22 protein-coding genes are annotated in these 18,740 nt (G+C 74.4%); 12 read left to right on the top strand and 10 right to left on the bottom strand.

Features of this window, described 5'->3' with window-relative positions; all coding sequences use genetic code 11:
• The first annotated feature begins 8 nt into the window (after positions 1–8).
• The 3 genes from AB0C33_RS29385 to AB0C33_RS29395 are packed head-to-tail and all read left to right on the top strand — an operon-like array spanning position 9 to position 2,665.
• Entirely contained in the window at positions 9–620 is a 612-nt protein-coding gene (locus tag AB0C33_RS29385; protein ID WP_358293597.1) for a glycerol-3-phosphate responsive antiterminator, read from the top strand.
• A gap of 27 nt (positions 621–647) precedes the next feature.
• Positions 648–1,565 (top strand): DMT family transporter, encoded by a 918-nt coding sequence (locus AB0C33_RS29390; RefSeq protein ID WP_358293598.1) that lies wholly within the window; start codon positions 648–650, stop codon positions 1,563–1,565.
• Positions 1,565–2,665, top strand: coding sequence for an alcohol dehydrogenase catalytic domain-containing protein (locus AB0C33_RS29395; RefSeq protein ID WP_358293599.1), 1,101 nt, complete (start codon positions 1,565–1,567; stop codon positions 2,663–2,665). Before AB0C33_RS29390 ends, AB0C33_RS29395 begins: the two co-directional genes overlap by 1 nt.
• Before the next feature lie 16 nt (positions 2,666–2,681).
• Here the strand turns inward: AB0C33_RS29395 and AB0C33_RS29400 are convergent, their stop codons facing one another.
• On the bottom strand, positions 2,682–3,149 hold the full coding sequence (locus AB0C33_RS29400; RefSeq protein WP_358293601.1) for a hypothetical protein: 468 nt from the start codon (positions 3,147–3,149) through the stop codon (positions 2,682–2,684).
• Positions 3,146–3,514, bottom strand: coding sequence for a molybdopterin dinucleotide binding domain-containing protein (locus AB0C33_RS29405; protein WP_358293602.1), 369 nt, complete (start codon positions 3,512–3,514; stop codon positions 3,146–3,148). The genes AB0C33_RS29400 and AB0C33_RS29405 overlap by 4 nt, the downstream gene beginning before the upstream one ends.
• Positions 3,515–4,096: 582 nt before the next feature.
• On the opposite strand from AB0C33_RS29405, the gene AB0C33_RS29410 reads away from it, so the two are divergent.
• A complete protein-coding gene (locus AB0C33_RS29410; protein ID WP_358293604.1) occupies positions 4,097–5,593 on the top strand; it encodes a carboxylesterase family protein in 1,497 nt (498 codons plus the stop codon).
• A gap of 27 nt (positions 5,594–5,620) precedes the next feature.
• Here AB0C33_RS29410 and AB0C33_RS29415 read toward each other — a convergent pair whose 3' ends face one another.
• The 4 genes from AB0C33_RS29415 to AB0C33_RS29430 all read right to left on the bottom strand — a co-directional run bounded on the left by AB0C33_RS29415 (position 5,621) and on the right by AB0C33_RS29430 (position 9,495).
• Positions 5,621–6,811 (bottom strand): MarP family serine protease, encoded by a 1,191-nt coding sequence (locus tag AB0C33_RS29415; RefSeq protein ID WP_358293605.1) that lies wholly within the window; start codon positions 6,809–6,811, stop codon positions 5,621–5,623.
• Positions 6,812–6,888: 77 nt separating this feature from the next.
• Entirely contained in the window at positions 6,889–7,560 is a 672-nt protein-coding gene (locus AB0C33_RS29420; RefSeq protein ID WP_358293607.1) for an NAD(P)H-binding protein, read from the bottom strand.
• Between the two features lie 136 nt (positions 7,561–7,696).
• Entirely contained in the window at positions 7,697–8,491 is a 795-nt protein-coding gene (gene ppk2, locus AB0C33_RS29425; protein ID WP_358293609.1) for a polyphosphate kinase 2, read from the bottom strand.
• Between the two features lie 29 nt (positions 8,492–8,520).
• Entirely contained in the window at positions 8,521–9,495 is a 975-nt protein-coding gene (locus tag AB0C33_RS29430; RefSeq protein ID WP_358293611.1) for a nitroreductase family protein, read from the bottom strand.
• A 248-nt stretch (positions 9,496–9,743) separates the two neighbouring features.
• On the opposite strand from AB0C33_RS29430, the gene AB0C33_RS29435 reads away from it, so the two are divergent.
• Together AB0C33_RS29435 and AB0C33_RS29440 are read left to right on the top strand one after the other, a co-directional pair.
• Complete coding sequence (locus AB0C33_RS29435; RefSeq protein WP_358293613.1) at positions 9,744–10,622, top strand: hypothetical protein; 879 nt, start codon at positions 9,744–9,746, stop codon at positions 10,620–10,622.
• A 224-nt stretch (positions 10,623–10,846) separates the two neighbouring features.
• Complete coding sequence (locus tag AB0C33_RS29440) at positions 10,847–11,452, top strand: hypothetical protein (protein ID WP_358293614.1); 606 nt, start codon at positions 10,847–10,849, stop codon at positions 11,450–11,452.
• A gap of 17 nt (positions 11,453–11,469) precedes the next feature.
• Here AB0C33_RS29440 and AB0C33_RS29445 read toward each other — a convergent pair whose 3' ends face one another.
• Entirely contained in the window at positions 11,470–12,345 is an 876-nt protein-coding gene (locus AB0C33_RS29445; RefSeq protein WP_358293616.1) for a universal stress protein, read from the bottom strand.
• A gap of 200 nt (positions 12,346–12,545) precedes the next feature.
• Between AB0C33_RS29445 and AB0C33_RS29450 the strand changes: the two genes are divergently transcribed.
• Positions 12,546–13,400, top strand: a complete 855-nt coding sequence (locus tag AB0C33_RS29450) for a universal stress protein (RefSeq protein ID WP_358293618.1) — start codon at positions 12,546–12,548, stop codon at positions 13,398–13,400.
• 107 nt (positions 13,401–13,507) lie between these two features.
• Positions 13,508–14,179: a CBS domain-containing protein gene (locus AB0C33_RS29455; protein WP_358293620.1), complete on the top strand. Its 672-nt coding sequence runs from the start codon at positions 13,508–13,510 to the stop codon at positions 14,177–14,179.
• 10 nt (positions 14,180–14,189) lie between these two features.
• On the opposite strand, the gene AB0C33_RS29460 is transcribed toward AB0C33_RS29455, so the two are convergent.
• Together AB0C33_RS29460 and AB0C33_RS29465 are read right to left on the bottom strand one after the other, a co-directional pair.
• Positions 14,190–14,852 carry a response regulator transcription factor gene (locus AB0C33_RS29460; protein ID WP_358293622.1) on the bottom strand — a complete coding sequence of 221 codons (663 nt, stop codon included), beginning with the start codon at positions 14,850–14,852 and terminating at the stop codon, positions 14,190–14,192.
• The gene (locus AB0C33_RS29465) at positions 14,849–15,973 is read right to left on the bottom strand and encodes a histidine kinase (RefSeq protein WP_358293624.1); all 1,125 of its coding nucleotides are present in this window, start codon (positions 15,971–15,973) and stop codon (positions 14,849–14,851) included. Before AB0C33_RS29465 ends, AB0C33_RS29460 begins: the two co-directional genes overlap by 4 nt.
• A 215-nt stretch (positions 15,974–16,188) precedes the next feature.
• On the opposite strand from AB0C33_RS29465, the gene AB0C33_RS29470 reads away from it, so the two are divergent.
• Positions 16,189–16,602 carry a DUF6223 family protein gene (locus AB0C33_RS29470; RefSeq protein WP_358293626.1) on the top strand — a complete coding sequence of 138 codons (414 nt, stop codon included), beginning with the start codon at positions 16,189–16,191 and terminating at the stop codon, positions 16,600–16,602.
• 135 nt (positions 16,603–16,737) lie between these two features.
• On the top strand, positions 16,738–16,986 hold the full coding sequence (locus tag AB0C33_RS29475) for a hypothetical protein (RefSeq protein ID WP_358293628.1): 249 nt from the start codon (positions 16,738–16,740) through the stop codon (positions 16,984–16,986).
• 107 nt (positions 16,987–17,093) lie between these two features.
• Here the strand turns inward: AB0C33_RS29475 and AB0C33_RS29480 are convergent, their stop codons facing one another.
• The gene (locus AB0C33_RS29480) at positions 17,094–17,717 is read right to left on the bottom strand and encodes a TetR/AcrR family transcriptional regulator (RefSeq protein WP_358293629.1); all 624 of its coding nucleotides are present in this window, start codon (positions 17,715–17,717) and stop codon (positions 17,094–17,096) included.
• A gap of 104 nt (positions 17,718–17,821) precedes the next feature.
• Here AB0C33_RS29480 and AB0C33_RS29485 point away from each other — a divergent pair, with 104 nt between their 5' ends.
• Together AB0C33_RS29485 and AB0C33_RS29490 are read left to right on the top strand one after the other, a co-directional pair.
• Positions 17,822–18,310, top strand: a complete 489-nt coding sequence (locus AB0C33_RS29485) for a cupin domain-containing protein (RefSeq protein ID WP_358293631.1) — start codon at positions 17,822–17,824, stop codon at positions 18,308–18,310.
• A complete protein-coding gene (locus tag AB0C33_RS29490) occupies positions 18,307–18,726 on the top strand; it encodes a DUF6294 family protein (protein WP_358293633.1) in 420 nt (139 codons plus the stop codon). Before AB0C33_RS29485 ends, AB0C33_RS29490 begins: the two co-directional genes overlap by 4 nt.
• The last annotated feature ends 14 nt before the right edge of the window (positions 18,727–18,740 follow it).

An 18,740-nucleotide genomic window follows, 5' to 3' on the forward strand; every position in this document is an offset into this window, starting at 1 on the left:
TGGATGCGGTGAACGCTCGACACAAGGCCCCGCTGGATCAGCGCCTGCTCGCCGCCCTGGCCGAGCATCCCGTCGCCGCGTCGCTGGTGGGGGTGGAGATGGTCGAGCGGTTCACCTCCTCCGCCACGCCGATCGGCATCCTGGCCTCGATCCCGCTCGGCGACCTGGCGGCCACGGTCCAGCGCACGGTGGCCGCCCGGAAGATCGGGTTCGTCAACATCGACTCGACCCCCGGCCTGGGGCACGATCCCGGGGCGCTGGCGTACCTGCAGGGCATCGGCGCGGTCGGGGTCGTCTCCACGCGGCAGGCGATGATCGAGCGGGCCACCGGGCTCGGGCTGCTGACCATGCAGAAGGTGTTCGTCACCGACCGGTCGAACCTGCGGCGCAGCCTGCAGTCCATCACCCGGTCGCGGCCCGACCTGGTGCAACTCATGCCGGCCATGGTGCTGCGGCACGTCGAGCGCCAGGTGCGGGCGGTGGGCGTGCCGTGCCTGGCCGCGGGGTTCGTGCAGAGCGCGGACGACGTGGTGGAGGCGCTGCGGCACGGGGCCGTCGGCGTGTGCACCTCCGACGAGGAGCTGTGGGGGCTGCGCCGCTCGGCCCTGCGCGCCTCCTGATCCGTCTTCATCCGGAAGGACCTTGCGATGACGCCTGCCCGCGTGCGGGAGACCGCCGCCGCCACGGCGCCCGTCCGGCGCGCCGGGAGGCGGTGGCCGGTGGCGCCCGGGGTGTTCGTCGTCCTGTGGAGCAGCGCGTTCATCGCGGGCATCCCGGGGGTCAGGGCGGCGCCGCCGCTGTTGCTGATGTTCGGCAGGTTCGCCGTCGCCGGAGTGTTGCTGGGGGCGTACGCGCTGGTCAGGCGGGTGCCGTGGCCCCGGGGGCGGGACCTGGCGCACGTGGCCGTGGCCGGGCTGCTGATCCAGGCCGTGCAGTTCGGCGCCTTCTACAGCGCGCTCGGCGCGGGCCTGCCGGCCGCGGTCGTGTCCCTGGTGCAGGGGCTGAACCCGGTGGTCATCCTGCTGGTCGGACGGGTGCTGGGCGAGCGGGTCGGCGCCGGGCAGTGGGCCGGGTTCGCGCTCGGCCTGGCCGGGGTGGTCCTGGCGGTGGCCGACCGGATCAGCCTGTCCGCGTCCGGGGTGGCGCTGTGCCTGCTGGGGCTGGCCGGGCTCAGCGCGGGCACCCTCTACCAGCAGCGGTACGCCCCCCGCATGGACGCGCTGAGCGGCACCGCGGTGCAGCTGCTGGTCAGCGCCCCCGCCGCCGGGCTGGCCTGCCTGGCGCTCGGCCCGGTCCGGGTGTCGGACTGGACGGCGTTCGGGCTGTCGGTCGGCTGGATGGCGCTGGTCAACTCCATCGCGGCGTTCATCCTGCTCAACCGGATGTTGCTGCGCTCCCCGGCCAGCCGGGTGAGCACGGTGTTCTTCCTGACCCCGGCCGTGACCGCCGTGCTGGCCTGGTCGCTGGCCGGGCAGCCGCTGCCCCCGCTCGCCGTGGCCGGGCTCGTCCTGGGCGGCTGCGGGGTGCTGCTGGCCAACCTCTCGACACGAAGAAGGGCGAACTGATGCGCATTCGCGGCGCGGTCCTGGAGGAGATCGGCCGGTCCCGGCCCTACGCGGAGTCGCGGCCCCTGACGGTCTGCGACCTCGAACTCGATCCGCCGGGGCCGGGCGAGCTGCTGGTGCGGGTGGAGGTGGCCGGCGTGTGCCACTCCGACCTGTCGGTGGTGGACGGCAACCGGGTGCGTCCCACGCCCATGCTGCTCGGCCACGAGGCGGCGGGCGTGGTGGAGCGGACCGGCCCCGGCGTGGACGACCTCGCCCCCGGGCGGCGCGTGGTGATGACCTTCCTGCCCAGGTGCGGCGGCTGCGCCGGCTGCGCCACCGAGGGCGTGACGCCCTGCCTGCCGGGCAGCGCCGCCAACAACGACGGCACCCTGCTGAGCGGCGCGGTCCGCCAGCACAGGGACGGCGTCGCGGTGCTGCACCACCTCGGGGTGTCGGCGTTCGCCACGCACGTGGTGGTCGACCGGCGCTCGGTCGTCCCGGTCGATCCCGACGTGCCGGCCGAGGTCGCCGCCCTGCTCGGCTGCGCCGTGCTGACCGGCGGCGGCGCCGTGCTCAACGCCGGCCGGCCGCGCCCCGGGCAGACGGTCACGGTCGTCGGGCTGGGCGGCGTGGGCATGGCGGCGCTGCTCACCGCGCTGGCCCTCGACGACGTCCGGGTGATCGGCGTGGACGCCAACCCGGCCAAGCTCGCCACCGCCCGCGAGCTGGGCGCGCACGAGGTGTACGGCCCGGACGAGCTGCCCGGCGAGGCGGACGTCGTGGTCGAGGCGGCGGGCAGCGCGCGGGCGTTCGAGACCGCGGTGACCGCGACGGCCCCCGGCGGCCGCACCGTCAGCGTGGGCCTGCCCGCGCCCGGCGCCCGCGCCTCGATCTCGCCGCTCGCGCTGGTGGCCGGCGGGCGCAGCGTCATCGGCAGCTACCTGGGCTCGGCGCTGCCGGCCCGCGACATCCCGGTGTTCGCCCAGATGTGGCGCGAGGGCCGGCTGCCGGTGGAGCGGCTGGTCTCGGCCCGGATCGGCCTGACGGCCGTCAACGAGGCGATGGACCAGCTCGCCGACGGCGCCGCCCTGCGCCAGCTGATCGTCTTCGACGGCTGACCGCCGGGGCCGGGCGCTACCTGGACGCGACGACCAGCGTCTGGGGGGCCGCCTGCTTCATCCGGCCGCGGGCCCAGGTCATCTGGGTGGCGGTCTCGTCCTCGCAGTCGCGGACCGCCGCCAGCAGCGGCTCGTCGCGGGCGCCCTGCGCGGCCTGGCCGATCAGCGTCCAGCAGACGTCGCACTCGGCGGCCATGAGGTAGAGGTCGTGCAGGTCGCGCAGCAGGCCGAGACCGCCGCCGCGAGAGCCGGAGAACAGCGTCGAGTGCAGCCGCTCCGGCTCGTCGGGGGCGTCCTCGGAGTAGCGTTCCACGAACGGCCGCAGCCGCCGTACGTGCTCGTCGCACTGCTCGGCGAGCCGCCGGCAGATGTGCACCACGTCCGGCTCGTCGCCGTGGGCCGCGGCGACCTCGCGGTAGGCCGACGCCAGCTCCTCCTCCGATCGGTGCAGCAGCCCCAGGTAGTGCGCCAGCAGCGCGGTCATCCTCCCGCTCTGGTCACCCGGACCGCGGTGACCTTGTAGATCGGTTGCTTGGAGACGGGGTCCCAGGTCGAGTTCGTGACCTCGTTGGCCGCCCGGGGCGCCGCTCCCGGCTCCAGGTCCCAGTAGCCGTAGTGGATGGGCACGAACACCACGCCCCGCCGGATGCCGGTGATCCGGGCCGGGGCCTCCAGCCGGCCGCGCGGTGACTCCACCCGCACCAGGTCTCCTTCGCCGATGCCCAGCCCGGCGGCGTCGGCCGCGTTGAGCTCCACCCACGGCCCGGGGGCGGCGGCGTCGAGCCGCGGGACGCGGCCGGTCTTGGTCCGGGTGTGGAACTGGTGCACGGTGCGGCCGGTGGCCCCCATCCGCCGGGGCCCCGCAGCAGCTCCTTCGACCGGGCCACGATCCGGCCCATCGCCGTCTCCCAGTCGCTCTCCACCAGCGTGCCGCCCTCGCGGACGAGCGGGCGCAGCAGCCGGTCGGGGCTGTTGTTGGCCTGCCAGCCGTACAGGTCCTTGGGGTCGAGCCGGCCGTGGTTGACCCGGTCCACGGCACGGCCGCGCACGCCGATGATACGTCCGTCCTTGACCGCGATGTCCATCGCGTCGCCGTTGGAGTGCAGGACGGACGCCGACTGGGCCCACGACTCGACGTCCTGCTCGGTCAGCCCCTCCGCCAGGCAGGCGTCCACCCGGACCGGCCAGTCCTCGGCGCTGCCGTCCTCGCGCGGCCCGTACGGCGTGCGCGGACCCCACGGGTCGGCGATGCGGTCAGACATTCCGGCGGCTCCTTCCGGGGTGGGAGATCCGGACCGCATACCCTCACCTGGCCGCCCCATGCCATCGCCGTGGCCCGGCCGTCGGAAAACGGGATGCGGCCGGCCCGCGTCCGGGGTGAGGATGGCCGCGCACGGCCGTCGGAGCCGTCCCCCGGACGAGGAGCGTGCCATGAGCGCCGCCGGAACCGCTCACCCGCAGGTCACCGTGCGCACGGGCCGGCTGCGCGGCCGGACCGAGGGCGGCGTGGCCGTCTTCCGCGGCGTGCCGTACGCGCGCCCACCGGTGGGCGGCCTGCGGCTGGCCGCCCCGGCGCCGCCCGAGGCGTGGGACGGCGTGCGCGAGGCCGCCGCGTTCGGCCCGCCGCCGCCGCAGTCCAGGCTGCTGGGCGCCACCGGCGACGCCGGCACCGACGGGAACTGGCTGACCGCCAACGTGTGGACCCCCGACCTGGGCGCGACCCGGCTGCCGGTGATGGTGTGGATCCACGGCGGCGGCTACATGTACGGCTGGTCCGGCGACCCGCTCTTCGACGGCGGCGTGCTCGCCCGGGACGGCGTCGTCGTGGTCACCGTCAACTACCGGGTCTCCGCCGAGGGCTTCGGGCACTTCCGCGGCGCGCCCGCCAACCGCGGCCTGCTGGACCAGGTGGCCGCCCTGCGCTGGGTGCGCGAGAACGCCGCGGCCTTCGGCGGCGACCCCGACCGGGTCACCGTCTTCGGCGAGTCCGCCGGAGCCGGGAGCATCGCGGCGCTGATGACGATGCCCGGCGCGGCCGGCCTGTTCCACCGGGCGATCGCGCAGAGCGTGCCGGGCCTGTTCTTCACCCCCGAGCTGGCCGCCGATCTCGCCGCCGCGGTGGCCGCCGAGCTGGGAGCGACCCCGCACGCGGACGCGCTGGCGCGCCTGCCGCCGGAACGGCTGATCGAGGCCGGCGACGCGGTGGCGGCCGGCATGGGCGGCAGGCCGCGCTGGGGCCTGGCCGCGCACGTCCGCACGCCGTTCGCGCCGGTCGTGGACGGCAAGGTGCTGCCCGCGACGCCCTGGCGGTCGCCGGCAGGCGGGGTGGACCTGCTCGTGGGGCACAACCGCGACGAGTACCGGCTGTTCATGGCGCTCGGCGGCGAGCTCGGCCAGGTCACCGCCGAGCAGGCGGCCGCCGCGCTGCGGGCGCTGGCCCCCGACCCGGCGGCCTACCGGGCCGCCCACCCGGAGGCCGGCGACGAGCGGCTGTACGAGCTGGTCCACTCCGACTGGCTGTTCCGGATGCCGTCCGTACGGCTGGCCGAGGCCCACGGCGGGCGCGGCCGGGCTCACCTGTACGAGCTGACCTGGCCCGCCCCCGGCATGGGCGGGATGCTCGGCGCGTGCCACGGGCTGGGCCTGCCGCTGACGTTCGGCAACCTGACCGCGGGCGCGGCCGGGCTGCTGCTCGGCCAGGAGCCGCCGCCGGAGGCCGCCGAGCTGTCGGCCCGGGTGCGGGCGGCGTGGACCGCCTTCGCCGCGACCGGAGACCCGGGCTGGCCGGCGTACGAGCCGGGCGAGCGGCTGACCTGGATCATCGACACCGAGCCGGGCACGGCGGCGTACCCGGAGGAGGCGTCGCGCCGGTTGTGGGCCGGGCACGCCTTCGACCCGCTCCCGCTGGCGGCGTCCGGGCCGGCGTGAGCACCGGTCACCGCGGGCCGGCCGGGGTCAGTCGCAGGACTGGGTGCTGACGGGGTTCGTGGCCGTGGCGGCCTGGCGGGCGTCGGGCGCGACCTCGCCGGCGGTCAGCGCGTAGCCGGTCTCCACCTGGCCGGCGACGGCGGCGAAGATCACGCCCAGCACGCGGCCGTCCACGGCGAGCAGCGGGCCGCCGGAGTTGCCCTGCTGGATCTTGCCCCGGACCAGGTAGACGTCCCTGGTCACCTGCGAGGCGTGGTAGATGTCGGGGCTGCCGGCCCGCTGCCGCGCGGCGACGCGGGCGGGCTCCGGCGTGAAGCCGCCGCCGTTCGGGTAGCCGGCGACCAGCGCGTCCTGGCCCTCCCTGGCCCGGGTGTCGAAGGAGAGCGGGGGCAGCCCGAGGCCGGGGACGTACAGGACCGCGACGTCCCGCCGGGGGTTGTACCAGACGACCTGCGCCGGGTGCGGCCGCTGCTGGTGGTCGACCACCTGCAGGTCCGTGTCCACCCCGGCCACGACGTGCGCGTTGGTCATGATGTGGTCGGGCGCGTACGTGAAGCCGGTGCCGGTGATGCGCTTGCCGCAGGAGGAGGCGGTCCCCTGGACCTGCAGGATGCCCGTCCTGGCCTGCCGCAGCGCCGGGCTGCGCAGCACGGCCACGTCCGGCGGCGGCACCCGGACGGGGCTCATCCCGGCGATGGTGTCGAGCACCGGCGGGAAGTCGGACCGGTCGATGAACCGCTTGAAGGGCCGCTGCCAGTTCCGCGCCGCCTCGGGCGCCGCCGCGTCGAGCGTGGACAGCAGCGCCGAGCCGCGGATCTGCTCCACCACCAGCGTCCACGGGCTGGACACCAGCAGGCTGCCCACGAGCCAGGCGACCAGCAGCACGAACGTGGCGTTGACCAGCCCGCCGCCCAGGGAGTCCAGGATCCGGGCCGGTTCGCCGCGCAGGTACGTGCGTAACCGCACCCCCAGCGTGGACGCGGCGAACTGGCCGGCCAGCGCGATCAGGAACACGATGACGACCGCGAAAGCCGTCTGCGCGATGTCGCCGGTCACGAGCGCGTTCGTCACGGCGGGGGCGACGGCGATGCCCAGCACGCATCCGGCGACGAACCCGATCGAGCTCGTCACCCCGACGACGAACCCCTGCCGGAACCCCGCCACGCCGAACCCGACCACCAGAACGACCAGGACGACGTCGAGCAGATCACCGGACACAAGCAAAGACAATCATCTTTTCCCCCACAAGGGAGGATCAAGTCCGGTACGCCGGATTTCCTTGATCGGCGAGACTGTCAGTCGGCCATGCCGATGACCTGCCGGACCGTCTCCGGACGGCCGAGCGCGGCGAGCATGGCGTGGGCGACGTCGGCGCGGGAGACGTACCGGCCGCCGGGCACGTTCTGGCCCACCGCCGTCCGGTAGGCGCCGGTCAGGGGCTTGTCGGTGAGCTGCACCGGCCGGACCACCGTCCAGTCCAGGCCGCTGTCGCGCACGGCGTCCTCCATGACGGCCAGGTCCAGGTACTGCGGGCGCAGCGCGGCCTTGACCAGCGGATACACCACGTATCGCAGGAACGGCCCGTCGCCCGGGTCGTGCCGGGGCGGGTTGGGGCGGCCGGGAGAGGGGGTGGTGCCCACCGGGGCGGCGCTCACCACGACCAGCCGGCGGGCTCCGGCGGCCTCCATGGCCGCGAGGATGGCCTTGGTGCCCCGGGACGCCACCCCGGCCGCGGCGTTGTTCGGCGGGCCGAGCGCCGACAGGACGGCATCGGCGCCCTCGACGGCGGGCCGCAGGTCGCCCGCCTCGGCCGTGGTCAGGTCGGCGACGGGCACGAGCCGGACCGGCAGCCCGTCCAGCCTGGCCGGGTCGCGCACGACCGCCGTGACGTCGTGCCCCTGGGCCAGTGACTGGGCGAGCAGTTGCCGGCCGACGCCGCCGCCGGCGCCGAAGACGGTGAGTTTCACGAATCACTCCGAGGGTTCTGAAGGGGTCCGGCGCGAACAGTCACCCGTAAGACGGAGCCGGCCCGGCAAAGGTGACATCCCTGCAGAGCCCCGGCCCCGGACGCGAACATGCCCACCGGCTTCCGGCCGGGCCCGCTCAGAGGTCGGCCGTGACGTCGGGGACGTACCCCCCGGGGCGGCGCGGCGGGCGCCGGTAGCCGGTGGCGGGCGGTCGCGGCGGGATCTCCAGCGGCGCCCGCTCGACCCGCCGGTAGGGGATCGTGGACAGCAGGTGCGCGATCATGTTGATCCTGGCCCGCCGCTTGTCCTCGCTCTCCACCTCGTACCAGGGCGCCTCGGGGATGTCGGTGTGCACCAGCATCTCGTCCTTGGCCCGGGAGTACTCCTCCCACCTCGTGATCGACTCCAGGTCCATCGCCGACAACTTCCACCGGCGCATCGGGTCCGCCAGCCGGTCGCGGAAGCGCCGCTCCTGCTCGGCGTCGCTCACCGAGAACCAGTACTTGCGCAGCAGGATCCCGTCCTCGACCAGCAGCCTCTCGAAGATCGGACATTGGTGCAGGAAGCGCGTGTACTCCTCCTGCGTGCAGAACCCCATCACCCGCTCGACCCCGGCCCGGTTGTACCAGCTCCGGTCGAACAGCACGATCTCCCCCGCGGCCGGCAGGTGCTCGACGTACCGCTGGAAGTACCACTGCGACCGCTGCCGGTCGGTCGGGACGGGCAGCGCGGCGATCCTGGCCACCCGCGGGTTCAGGTACTCGGTGACCCGCTTGATCGTGCTGCCCTTGCCCGCGGCGTCGCGCCCCTCGAAGATCACCACGACGCGCCGCCCCTCGGCCCGCACCCACTCCTGCAACTCCACCAGCTCTTCCTGGAGGCGGAGGAGTTCCTTCTCGTACGGCTTGCGGCGCAGCCTGTCAGTCCCCATGCCTGCGGATTCTAGAAGGGGCTCCGCGCTCACCCCAGGACGTCGGAGAGCGGACGCCGGGGCGTGCCCTTCTCCTCGAAGGTGACCCCCAGCCGCATGATCATCTGCGGGTGCTCCCCCGAGAACAGCTCCAGCCGCAGGAACTCCCGCAACAGCTCCAGCTCCAGGGCCTGCGTGTGGAAGGCGGCGCTGACCCCGTGCGCCGACGCCTGCAGCAGCACCCGCTGCAGCGCCTGGCCGGTGGCCAGCCAGTCCCGCCGGTCGTCCGCCCGCGTGGTCAGCACGGCGACCACCCCGACCGCCGTCTCGTCCTGGCCGCCCGGCGCGCCCCAGCCCTGCCGCCACGCGTAGTGACGCTGGGGGAAGACCGCCTCCGTCGGCGCGCCCTCGCGCGGGTAGCTCCCGGCCGGCACACCGTCGGCCCGCGTGCTGCCCGGCGGCCTGGCCCACCGCACGACCTCCAGGCCGAACCGCTGATCCTGCTCCTGCACGCCCTGCGCGGCCCGGGTCAGCGCGGCCAGCACCTCCACCGCCTCCGCCGACCGGACGGGCGTCAACCTGACCCCCTCGCCCATCGCCGCCCTCACCAGCGACTCCACGAACGCGTCAGGGACCGGGACGTCGGCGAAACCCGCCCGATGCGTGTGACGCCGCTCGATCTCGCCCGCGAGCACCCGCGTCACCTCGTCCGGCTCGCTCTCCCGGCCCGGCCGGACCGTCGCCAGCAACCCGGGCCGATCGGGATCCGGCAGGACCCGGACGACCGGCTCGAACCCCGCGCACCGCATCGCGACGCCCATCGTGAACAGCGCCGCGCCACAACTGATCACCAGCTCCCGCCCGGTCACGTCACCGGCCTTGAGCTGCCTGCCGGTGTCGGCCTTCAACCCGATCTCCACGTCGGAGACCGAGAAGGTCCACGGCTGGGTGTTGTGCACGGAAGGGGCCCATCGAGCGGCCTCGACCGCCGCGTCCATGGCCTGTCTCGGCGAGCACGTGCTCATGGTCCACCTCCAGAAGACGACCGCGCCGAAATGTTCGGTCTTCTCTGTCCGGCCTACCCCGCCAGGATGAGACCTCCCAGGACGCCCGGCACAGGGCCGGAGGACCCGCGCCACGAGGGTCCAAGGACACTTCCCGGGCCGGCGCGAGTGCCGGAGGGCCACGGAGTTCAGGATGTCCGGCGGTGTCGCCCCGCGGTCGCGCGCGTCAGTCTGGGACCAGGTTCGTTCACGGGAAAGAGATGATGATCATGGTCCCGATCCGTTCCCTCCTCGCCGCCGCCCTGGCGGTGACCGTCACCGGCGTGCCGGCCTTACCCGCGCGGGCCGCGCGGCCGGCCGCCGTCCCCGTCCTGGTCGGCATCCGGGCCGCGCACCTGCCCGGCCTGGACCGGCTGGTCTTCGAGTTCCGCGGCCCGGTCCCGGCCCGGCACGACGTGCGCTACGTGTCCCGGCTGGTCGCCGACGGCTCCGGACGGACGGTCGGCGCGGTCGGCGACGCCCTCCTCCAGGTCCGCTTCGACCAGGCCGACGGCCACGACCGCCGGGGCCGGGTCACCTACGGCCCCACCCGCCGCACCTACGCGCTGCCCGGCGTCGTCCAGGTCGTCAACACCGGGGACTTCGAGGCCACGCTCACCTTCGGCGTCGGGCTGGCCAGGCGCGTGGCCTACCAGGTCCGCACGCTCACCCGGCCGAGCCGGGTCGTCGTCGACCTCACCACGTCCTACCGGACCGTGTCCGTACGCGACCACTTCCTCGACACCACCGCCCGGAGCCCGCGCACGGCGGCCGTGACCCGCCCGGTGGCCCCGCCGGCGACCGCCTACGGCGCGCTGCAACGGCTGTTCGCCGGCCCTACCGAGGCCGAACGGGCGCGCGGCCTGCGCTTCGTCAGCTCCAAGGCCACCGGCTTCGGCAGGCTGACCGTCGCGGACGGGATCGCCAGGGTCCACCTGACCGGCCCGGTCGACGGCGGCGGATCGGCCTTCACCATCGCCGACCAGATCAGGCCGACGCTCAAGCAGTTCCCGGCGATCCGGTGGGTCAAGATCTATGACGCGGCGGGGCGTACCGGGCATCCCGCCGGGCCGTCGGACTCGATCCCCCGTTCGCTGGCGCCCGGCTGAGGCCGGCCGGGGTGCCTCTTGGCACGTCTTCCCAGGAGAACGGCCATGTTGATCTTCTTGGTTCGTTCATGATGGCGGGGTGACCACGCCTTGTCCTCCGTGATCCGTACGCGGGGCCGCCCCGTCCGTCCTGACGGACTCGGGACGAAGGTCCTCCCGTCAAGAGCCGCCCGCCCCTGCCGTCCCCGCCGGGGCGCCCGCACAGTGCTTCAAGGAGGTGTCCGTTGAAAGCGTTGATCGACCTTCTGGCCCGGCGCGTACGCCTGTACCGTCCCGACGGCAATCCCCTGCGCCGCCGTTCCGACCGGCTGGAGGCGCTCGCGGTGCTGGTGACCGGGCTCGTGGTGCTGGCGGGCGTCTGGCCCGCCATCCTGGTGGGCCGGCTGGCCTACGAGGGCGCGCTCCACGAGGAGAGCGCGCACGCCGTGGGGCGGCACCAGGTCAGGGCGACGCTGCTGGCCGACGCGCCGGCCGCCCGCGTCGCCCTCACCGAGATGCCGGTGGGCGAGCAGCGGGCGATGGCGAGCTGGACGACGTCCTCGGGCGCGGCGCGCAGCGGCCCGGTGCCGGTCCCCGGGGTGGCCAGGGCCGGTTCGACGGTCCCGTTGTGGATCGACGCCGCCGGCCGGCCCGTGTCGCCGCCCACCGCCCGTACCGTCCTGCGGACGAGGGGCGTGGTGACCGGTCTCCTGCTCATGTCCGTGATCGCCCTGGCCGCCGCGGGCGGGTTCGCGGCGTTCCGGTGGTGGACGGATCAGCGGCGGTACCGGGAGTGGGAGGTCCAGTGGGCGCGGGCCGGCGAGGACTGGGGACGGCGGCGCAGCCCCTGATTCGCGCCGCCCGTCCTTCACCGCGGCTCGCGGCCCTCGGCGTCGTCGGCGGGACGGATCACCGCGACCGGGCAGCGCGCGTGGTGCAGCACCCCTCTGCTGACCGAGCCGAGCAGCAGCGAGCCGAACGCGCCCCGGCCGCGGGAGCCGACCACCAGCAGGTCGCAGGGCGCGCCGGTGATCGCCTCGACCGGATGGGCGCTCTGCACGTCCTCCACGACCGTCACCTCGGGACACCTCTCCCGCCATCCGGCCGTCCTGGTCCGGATCACCGCGCGCTGGGCGGCCCGGACCTCGTCCACGTCGTAGGCGATCTCCGGCGCGAAGGCGTGCACGGGGATCTGCCAGGCGTGGATCAGGCGCAGCGTGGCGCCGCGCAGCCTGGCCTGCTCGAAGGCGTAGCCGATGGCCGGCTCGCAGACGCCGGAGTCGTCGATCCCGACGCCGACCTCGCCGACCCGCTCCGGCGGGTCCGCGCGCACCACCACCACGGGACACCGCACCTGACCGGCCACCTGCGTGGTCACCGATCCGAGCAGCGCGCCGGCGAACCCGCCGAGCCCCCGGTTGCCGATGACCAGCTCGTCCGCCCGCCGCGCCTGATCCTGCAGGACGGCCGCGGGCGTCCCCTCCACGATCTCGGCGTGCACCGGCACGGACGGCTGCCGCGCCCGGACCGCCGCCTCGGCCCGCTCCAGCACCCTGGACGCCGCCAGCAGCAGGTTGTTCCACTGCCCGAAGTCGGGGAACCTGCCCACGCTGTACGGCTGCCGGTCCAGGGCGTGCACGATGTGCAGCTCCGCGCCCGTACGCGCCGCGTCGTCGGCGGCCCAGCCCAACGCGGCGTCCGACGGCGCGGACCCGTCCACGCCGACCATGATCCGTCCCGGCATGCTGCCTCCCGGCCGTGGATCTTCCTCGGTCCCCGCCTGCCCAAAGTCAGGAGCGGGCGAAGAAACCCCAAGTTCGCGGGCCGGAAGCCGTCCGGAGCCGCCCCGGATCGCCTCCGCCGCCAGATTTCTCCAAGTTTTGGGGCTGGCGATCCTGTCCGCTCACCTCCCGGACGGCTGAATGAGTAGGGGAGGTATGAGCGATGTCTGAGCTGGTCGTGGTGGGTGTCGACGGATCGCCGTCCGGGTTCGACGCCGTGGCGTGGGCTGCCGACGACGCCTTCAGGGCGGGGGCCGCGCTGCGGATCGTGTCCGTGGTGGAGACCTGGCCGTACCAGGTTCCGCAGATCGCCGCCGTCGAGTGGGAGAGCTCGATGACCGAGCGCGCGCGGGAGATCCTGGCCAAGGCCCAGGAGATCGTCGGCGAACGCCGGCCCACGGTCGAGGTGAGCACCCGGGTCATGACCGGGAAGGCGTCGGTCGCCCTCCGGGAGCAGGCGGCCGAGGCCGCCGAGCTGGTGGTGGGGCGCAGGGGGGCGGGCGGCTTCGCCGGTGCCGTGCTCGGCTCGGTCAGCATGAGCGTGGCCGGTCAGGCGCCCGGCCCGGTGGTCGTCGTCCGCGACGGGGACGCCGCCTCCCACGACGAGGTCGTCGTCGGCGTGGACGGCTCCCCCGCCTGCGAACCGGCCCTCGACTACGCCTTCCGGCAGGCCGAGCTGCGCGGCGGCAGCCTGCGGGCGGTGCACGCCTGGCCGCTGCCGTTCGCGCTGGCGCCCGACTTCTCCTGCGACATCGAGGCGCTGCGGGAGAGCCACCTGCGCGTCACCAGGGAGCAGCTCACCCCGTGGCAGGAACGGCATCCCGACGTCAGGGTGATCGCGGACGTCCAGTGCGGCCACCCCGTCAAGACGCTCGTCGCCGCGGGCGACCGGGCCGACCTGCTGGTGCTCGGCTCGCAGGGCAGGAGCGGGCTGGGCTCGTTCGTGCTCGGCTCGGTGATGCGCGGCGTCCTGCACCACGCGCGCTGCACCGTCGCGGTGGTGCGCGAGCGATCCTGAAGCGGCGGTGGGGACTCCCGGCCCGCCGTCCAGGGACCAACGCCCCTACGGCGGGGCCGCGTCGCCGGATGGGATGGAGTCAGGACCGAGAACCCCCGAGGTGAACGATGAACCTGACCGTCGAGGACGTGATGACCCGCGAGGTCGTCTCCGTGGGCGCCGCCACTCCGTTCAAGGAGATCGCCGAGGCGCTGGCCGGCCGCGGGATCGGCGCCGTGCCGGTGCTCGACGACGACCGGCACGTCATCGGCGTCGTCTCCGAGTCCGACCTGCTGTGCAAGGAGGAGTTCCGCGAGCAGTTCCCCGGCGAGGACTACCGGCCGCCGCTGCTGTCCCGGGTGCGCCACCGGCCCGGCAGCAGGAAGGCCACCGCGGTCACGGCCGCGGACCTGATGACGAGCCCGCCGGTCACGATCACCGCCGAGAGGTCGGCGGTCACCGCCGCCCGGCTGATGAACGCCCGCGACGTGCGCCGGATCCCCGTGGTCGACCACAACGGCCGCCTGGTGGGCATCCTCAGCCGCGGCGACCTGGTCAGGATGTTCCTGCGCGGTGACGAGGAGATCGCCGTCGTCGTCCGCGACGACGTCCTGCGCCGGGCGTTGTGGATGGACACCGGGAACGTGCGGGTCTCGGTGCGGCAGGGCGTGGTCACGCTGTCGGGCCGGATGGACCGCCGGTCCGAGGCCGCGCACGCCGTCCGCCGGACCCGCGGCGTCAACGGCGTCGTCGGCGTGGTGGACGAGCTGTGCTGGCGGCTGGACGACGTGCCCGCCTGACTCCGGCGCGTCACGCCGTGCCCGGCGTCACCAGCCCCGACTCGTAGGCCAGGACCACGAGCTGGGCCCGGTCGCGCACGCGCAGCTTGGCCATCGCCCGGTTGACGTGGGTCTTGGCGGTCATCGAGCTGATCGCCATGTGGGCGGCGATCTCGTCGTTGGACATCCCCCGCCCGACCAGGGCGACGGCCTCGCGCTCGCGGTTGGTCAGCTCCCGCAGCTCCGCGCCGGCGGTGGCGGCGGGCGGCCGGGTGACGTACCGGTCGATCAGCATGCGGGTGATCGACGGCGCGAGCAGCGCGTCGCCGCGGGCCGCGACGCGCACGGCGTGCAGGAAGTCCTCCGGCACGACGTCCTTGACGAGGAACCCGGCCGCGCCGGCGCGCAGCGCGTTGAAGACGTACTCGTCCAGGCCGTAGTTGGTCAGGATGACCACGCGCACGCCGGCCAGGGCCGGGTCGGCGGCGATGCGGCGGGTCGCCTCGATGCCGTCCACGACCGGCATCTGGATGTCGATGAGCGCGACGTCCGGCAGGTGCTCCCTGGCCAGGGCCAGGCCCTGCGCGCCGTCGGCGGCCTCGGCGACCACCTCGATGTCGTCCTCCAGGTCGAGCAGCGCGCGGAACCCGCCGCGCAGCAGCGGCTGGTCGTCCACCAGCAGGACCCGGATCACGGCGTGCGGTCCATCGGCAGCTCGGCCTGGACGGTGAAGCCGCCCGCGCCGCGCGGGGCCGCCCGCAGGCTGCCGCCGAGCGCGGTGACGCGTTCACGCATGCCGATCAGGCCGACGCCGGGCACGGGAGCGGCCTCCGGCGTGGCCGTGCCGTCGTCGTCCACGCGGATCGCCAGCGCGTCGGGACGGTAGTCGATGCGGACCTCCGCGGTCGCGGCGGCGGCGTGCCGGGCGATGTTGGTCAGGGACTCCTGGACGATCCGGTACGCGGTCCGGTCCACGGCGGCCGGCACGTCCCGTCGTTGTCCCTCGATCGTCAGCGTCGCGTCGAGGCCGGTGGTCCGGGCCCGTTCCAGCAGCTCGGGGACCCGGTCCAGGCCGTGCGGCGGAGTCGTGTCGTCGCGCAGCGCCTCCAGGGTCGCGCGCAGCTCCCTGGTCGCCTCGCGTCCGGCCTCCTGGATCACCAGCAGGGCCTGCGGCACCTGCTCTCCCTTCCTGCGGGCAACGTGCACGGCCACCTCGGCCTGCACCTTGATGACCGAGATCTGGTGGGTGAGCGAATCGTGCAGGTCCCGCGCGATGCGCAGCCGCTCCTCGTCGGCACGCCGCCGCGCGGTCTCCTCCCGGGTGCGCTCGGCCTCCTCCGCCCGTCCCTCCGCCTGCCGCAACGCCTCCCCGGCGGCGCCGGCCGCGACCAGCCAGGCCAGCTCCAGCGCGCCCCTGGCCTGCGCGAACGCCTCGCCCGTGTCGTGCAGGCCGGAGGCCAGCGCAGCCAGGGGCAGCAGGGCCAGCACGATCACGCTCGCGGCCACGGTGACCAGCCGCCGTCCGGCCCGCATCGCCGCGTACACCGCGAACAGGTACGCCACCGCCGGCACGTCGAACCCGGCCGCCTGGTACCCCACCGCGCACAACCCCGTCACGGCCAGGACGGGCACCGGCGCCCGGCGGCGCGCGACCAGCGCCAGTCCGCCGGCCGCCAGCAGTACGTACCCGAGCGGCGCGAGGTAGGTGGCGGAAGGCTGCCCGGACAACCCGGTGATCACCAGCGCCGCCGCCACGCCGGCCGCGATCAGCCAGTCGATCACCCCGGCTCCGACGCCGAGCCGCCTTGTGCTCATACGCGCACCATAGCCGCATGTCCGGCCGTACGACTCCGGCAGGAGGATCATGCGCCGCCTACCGCGGACGCGGTACGCCCGCGCCTGCCTGCCGCCCGTGCGGTAGCCGGCTGCGGCGCCGGCGGCACCCCGGCAAGCCCGCTCCCGCCGGACGACCGGCGGCGGGCCCGGCGGTCATGCTTTCCACGTCTACGTCCAGCCGAAAGGAACCCGCCATGTTCATCGATCACCTGCTCGCGGCCCAGGCCGACCCCGTCGCCGCGTACGCCATGACCACCGGCCGGATGTGGTCCCTGATCGCCGCCGGGCTGGGCCTGGCCGGCGTCGCCGTCGGCGGCCTCGGCCTGGCCCGCGCCACCGGCCGCCTCCGCCGCCGCGCCACCCCCGGCACCGGGACCGGCAGCGGGACCGGGACCGCGACCGTGGCCGCGACCGGGAAGCGCGGGGCCGTCGTCGCGCTGGCCGCGGGGGTGACCAGCATCGTCATCGGTGGCTGGGTCATCGGCGCCGCCAAGGGCGGTCCGGGCACCGGCTACGGCATCGTCGGCGGCTACCTGGACCTGATCCTCGGCCTGGCCTCCGTCGTCCTCGGCGTCCTCGTCCTGAACCGCGCCCGCCGCACGGCCTGACCGCCGAACAGCGCGAGTCCCGTGACGCGAAGGCTTCCCCGGTGGCTCCGCCCGTGAGCCGGGGGCCGCGACCGCGGCAGATGCCGAGCAGGCCGATCTTCGTTCAAGAGGTCAAGGTCAGGGCAGTTGCGGGTCATGGACGAACAGGACAAGCTGCCCGAGGACATGCCGCCCGCGGTCGGACGGGTCAACGGGGAGAGCGACACCACCGCCGCGCGTGCGGCGGTCGAGGTGCGGGACACTCCCCGGCCGATCCCCGCCGAGCCGGTCGAGCCACCGCCCGATCCGGAGGAGAAGGTCGCGCAGGAGCGGCGCGAGGTGGCCGAGGAGTCCGGCAAGGACGAGGAACCGGACGTGCAGCCGGACGTGGAGCCGACCGACTGACCGCCTGCCCACCACCTGCCCACCATCCGCCCATCCGCCCATCCGCGACGCCCGCCCGTCCGTCCGTCTATCAGGACGCCGGCCCGCCGGGACGATCCGCCGGGGCGTCAGGAGGGCAGGAGGGCGTGGGAGAGCTGGTCGGCGCTCCAGCTCTCCCACTGCGCCGGCGTCCAGCCGCACTCGCGGGTCATCACCAGGAACAGGTCCGGTGACAGCAGCCCGACGGTGATGTCGGTGGCCCGCTCGGCGGTCAGGCCGGGCCGCAGGGCGTGCAGGCGGTCGAGGATGGCGACGACCTGCCCGTGGGCGGTGTGCCGCTGCTCGCTGTTGACGGCCCACTGGGCGGCCATGTCGGCGTCCGCGGCCGCCGCGTCGCGGACCACGGCCAGGACGGGGGCGACGCGGCCGAGGATGACGCCGCTCTGGTGCACCCACCCCCTCACGACCTCTCTCGGGTCCCGCGACGCCTGCAAGGCCGCGAACCACGGACGTTCCAGCAGCGGCACGGGCTCGTCGTCACCGGCCGAGGCGACGTCGACCACGTGCTTGAGCAGCCCGCTCTTGGTCCCGTAGTGGAAGTACACCGTCTGCACCGAGACCTCGGCCGCGTCGGCGACCTGCTGGAAGGTCGTGCCGGCGTAGCCCCGCACGACGAACAGCCCCTGGGCGGCGTTCACGATCCGGCTTCTGGTCTGGGCCGAGCGCCGCTTGGGGCTCTTGACGTCATCCATCGATTTAGAGTACCACTTTAGAGTAGCACTTTAGAGTGAGGCTACAAAGGGTGGTGAGGCATGACGTCCATCGCGATCCGGCTCCACACGCTGCGGAGACGGCCATGAGCGCGCTCCATCTGCCGGCCGGCGGCGGCGCCGTCCACCCGTTCCTCGGCACCACCATGACCGTGAAGGCGGGCGGGCCGGAGACCGGCGACCGGCTCACCGTCATCGAGCAGGAATGCCCGCCGGGCTTCGCCACGCCCCTGCACGTGCACCGGGACGACGACGAGGCGTTCTACGTGCTGTCGGGGACGGCGCGGATGCACTGCGGCGAGCGGTCGTGGCAGGTCGCCGCCGGGGCCTTCGTCCTGCTCCCCCGCCGGGTGCCGCACGCCTTCGCCAACGCCCAGGACGCTCCCCTGCGTCTGCTCCAGCTCACCTGGCCCGCCGGATTCGAGCACTTCGCCGCCGAGGTCGCGGCCGGGGACGTCGATCCCGGCCATCTGGCCGAGGTCGCCGCCCGTCACGGCTACCAGGTCATCGGCCCGCCCCCGGCGGCCGCCGTCCGCCCCCCGGCCCACCCCCCATGCCCCGAGGAGTCCTCATGAAAGTCGTCCGCAAGACCGCCGGCGTGCTCGTGTCCGCCGTCGTCCTGACGTCGTCCGTCACCTCGACGGCCGGCGCGTCCACCCTGGAGCAGAAGACGTACGTCTGGCGCGGCTACCTCTCGGCGGGCCAATGCACGATCGAGCCCGGCGCCACCTGGACCTTGTACTCCAACGGCACGGCGCGCCTGGACGCCACCGTCTCCAGCCTCGGCGACGACGACGCCTGGCTGATGTGGGCGCACCTGAAGGACGGCGCCGGTGCCCTGCTCGGCGACATCCGCGTGTACGGCAGCACCAGCACCAAGTTCGTCAAGAACCTGCACGACCGCCGGACCTATCGCTGGATCGCCAAGGGCCAGTTCGACCCCGACCTGTTCGACCTGGTCAAGCGCATGTCACTGAGCAAGCACTGCTGAGCCGCCCGAACGCT

It is taken from the genome of Nonomuraea sp. NPDC048881, from assembly GCF_040649795.1.
In the GTDB taxonomy this organism is placed as follows: Bacteria; Actinomycetota; Actinomycetes; order Streptosporangiales; family Streptosporangiaceae; genus Nonomuraea.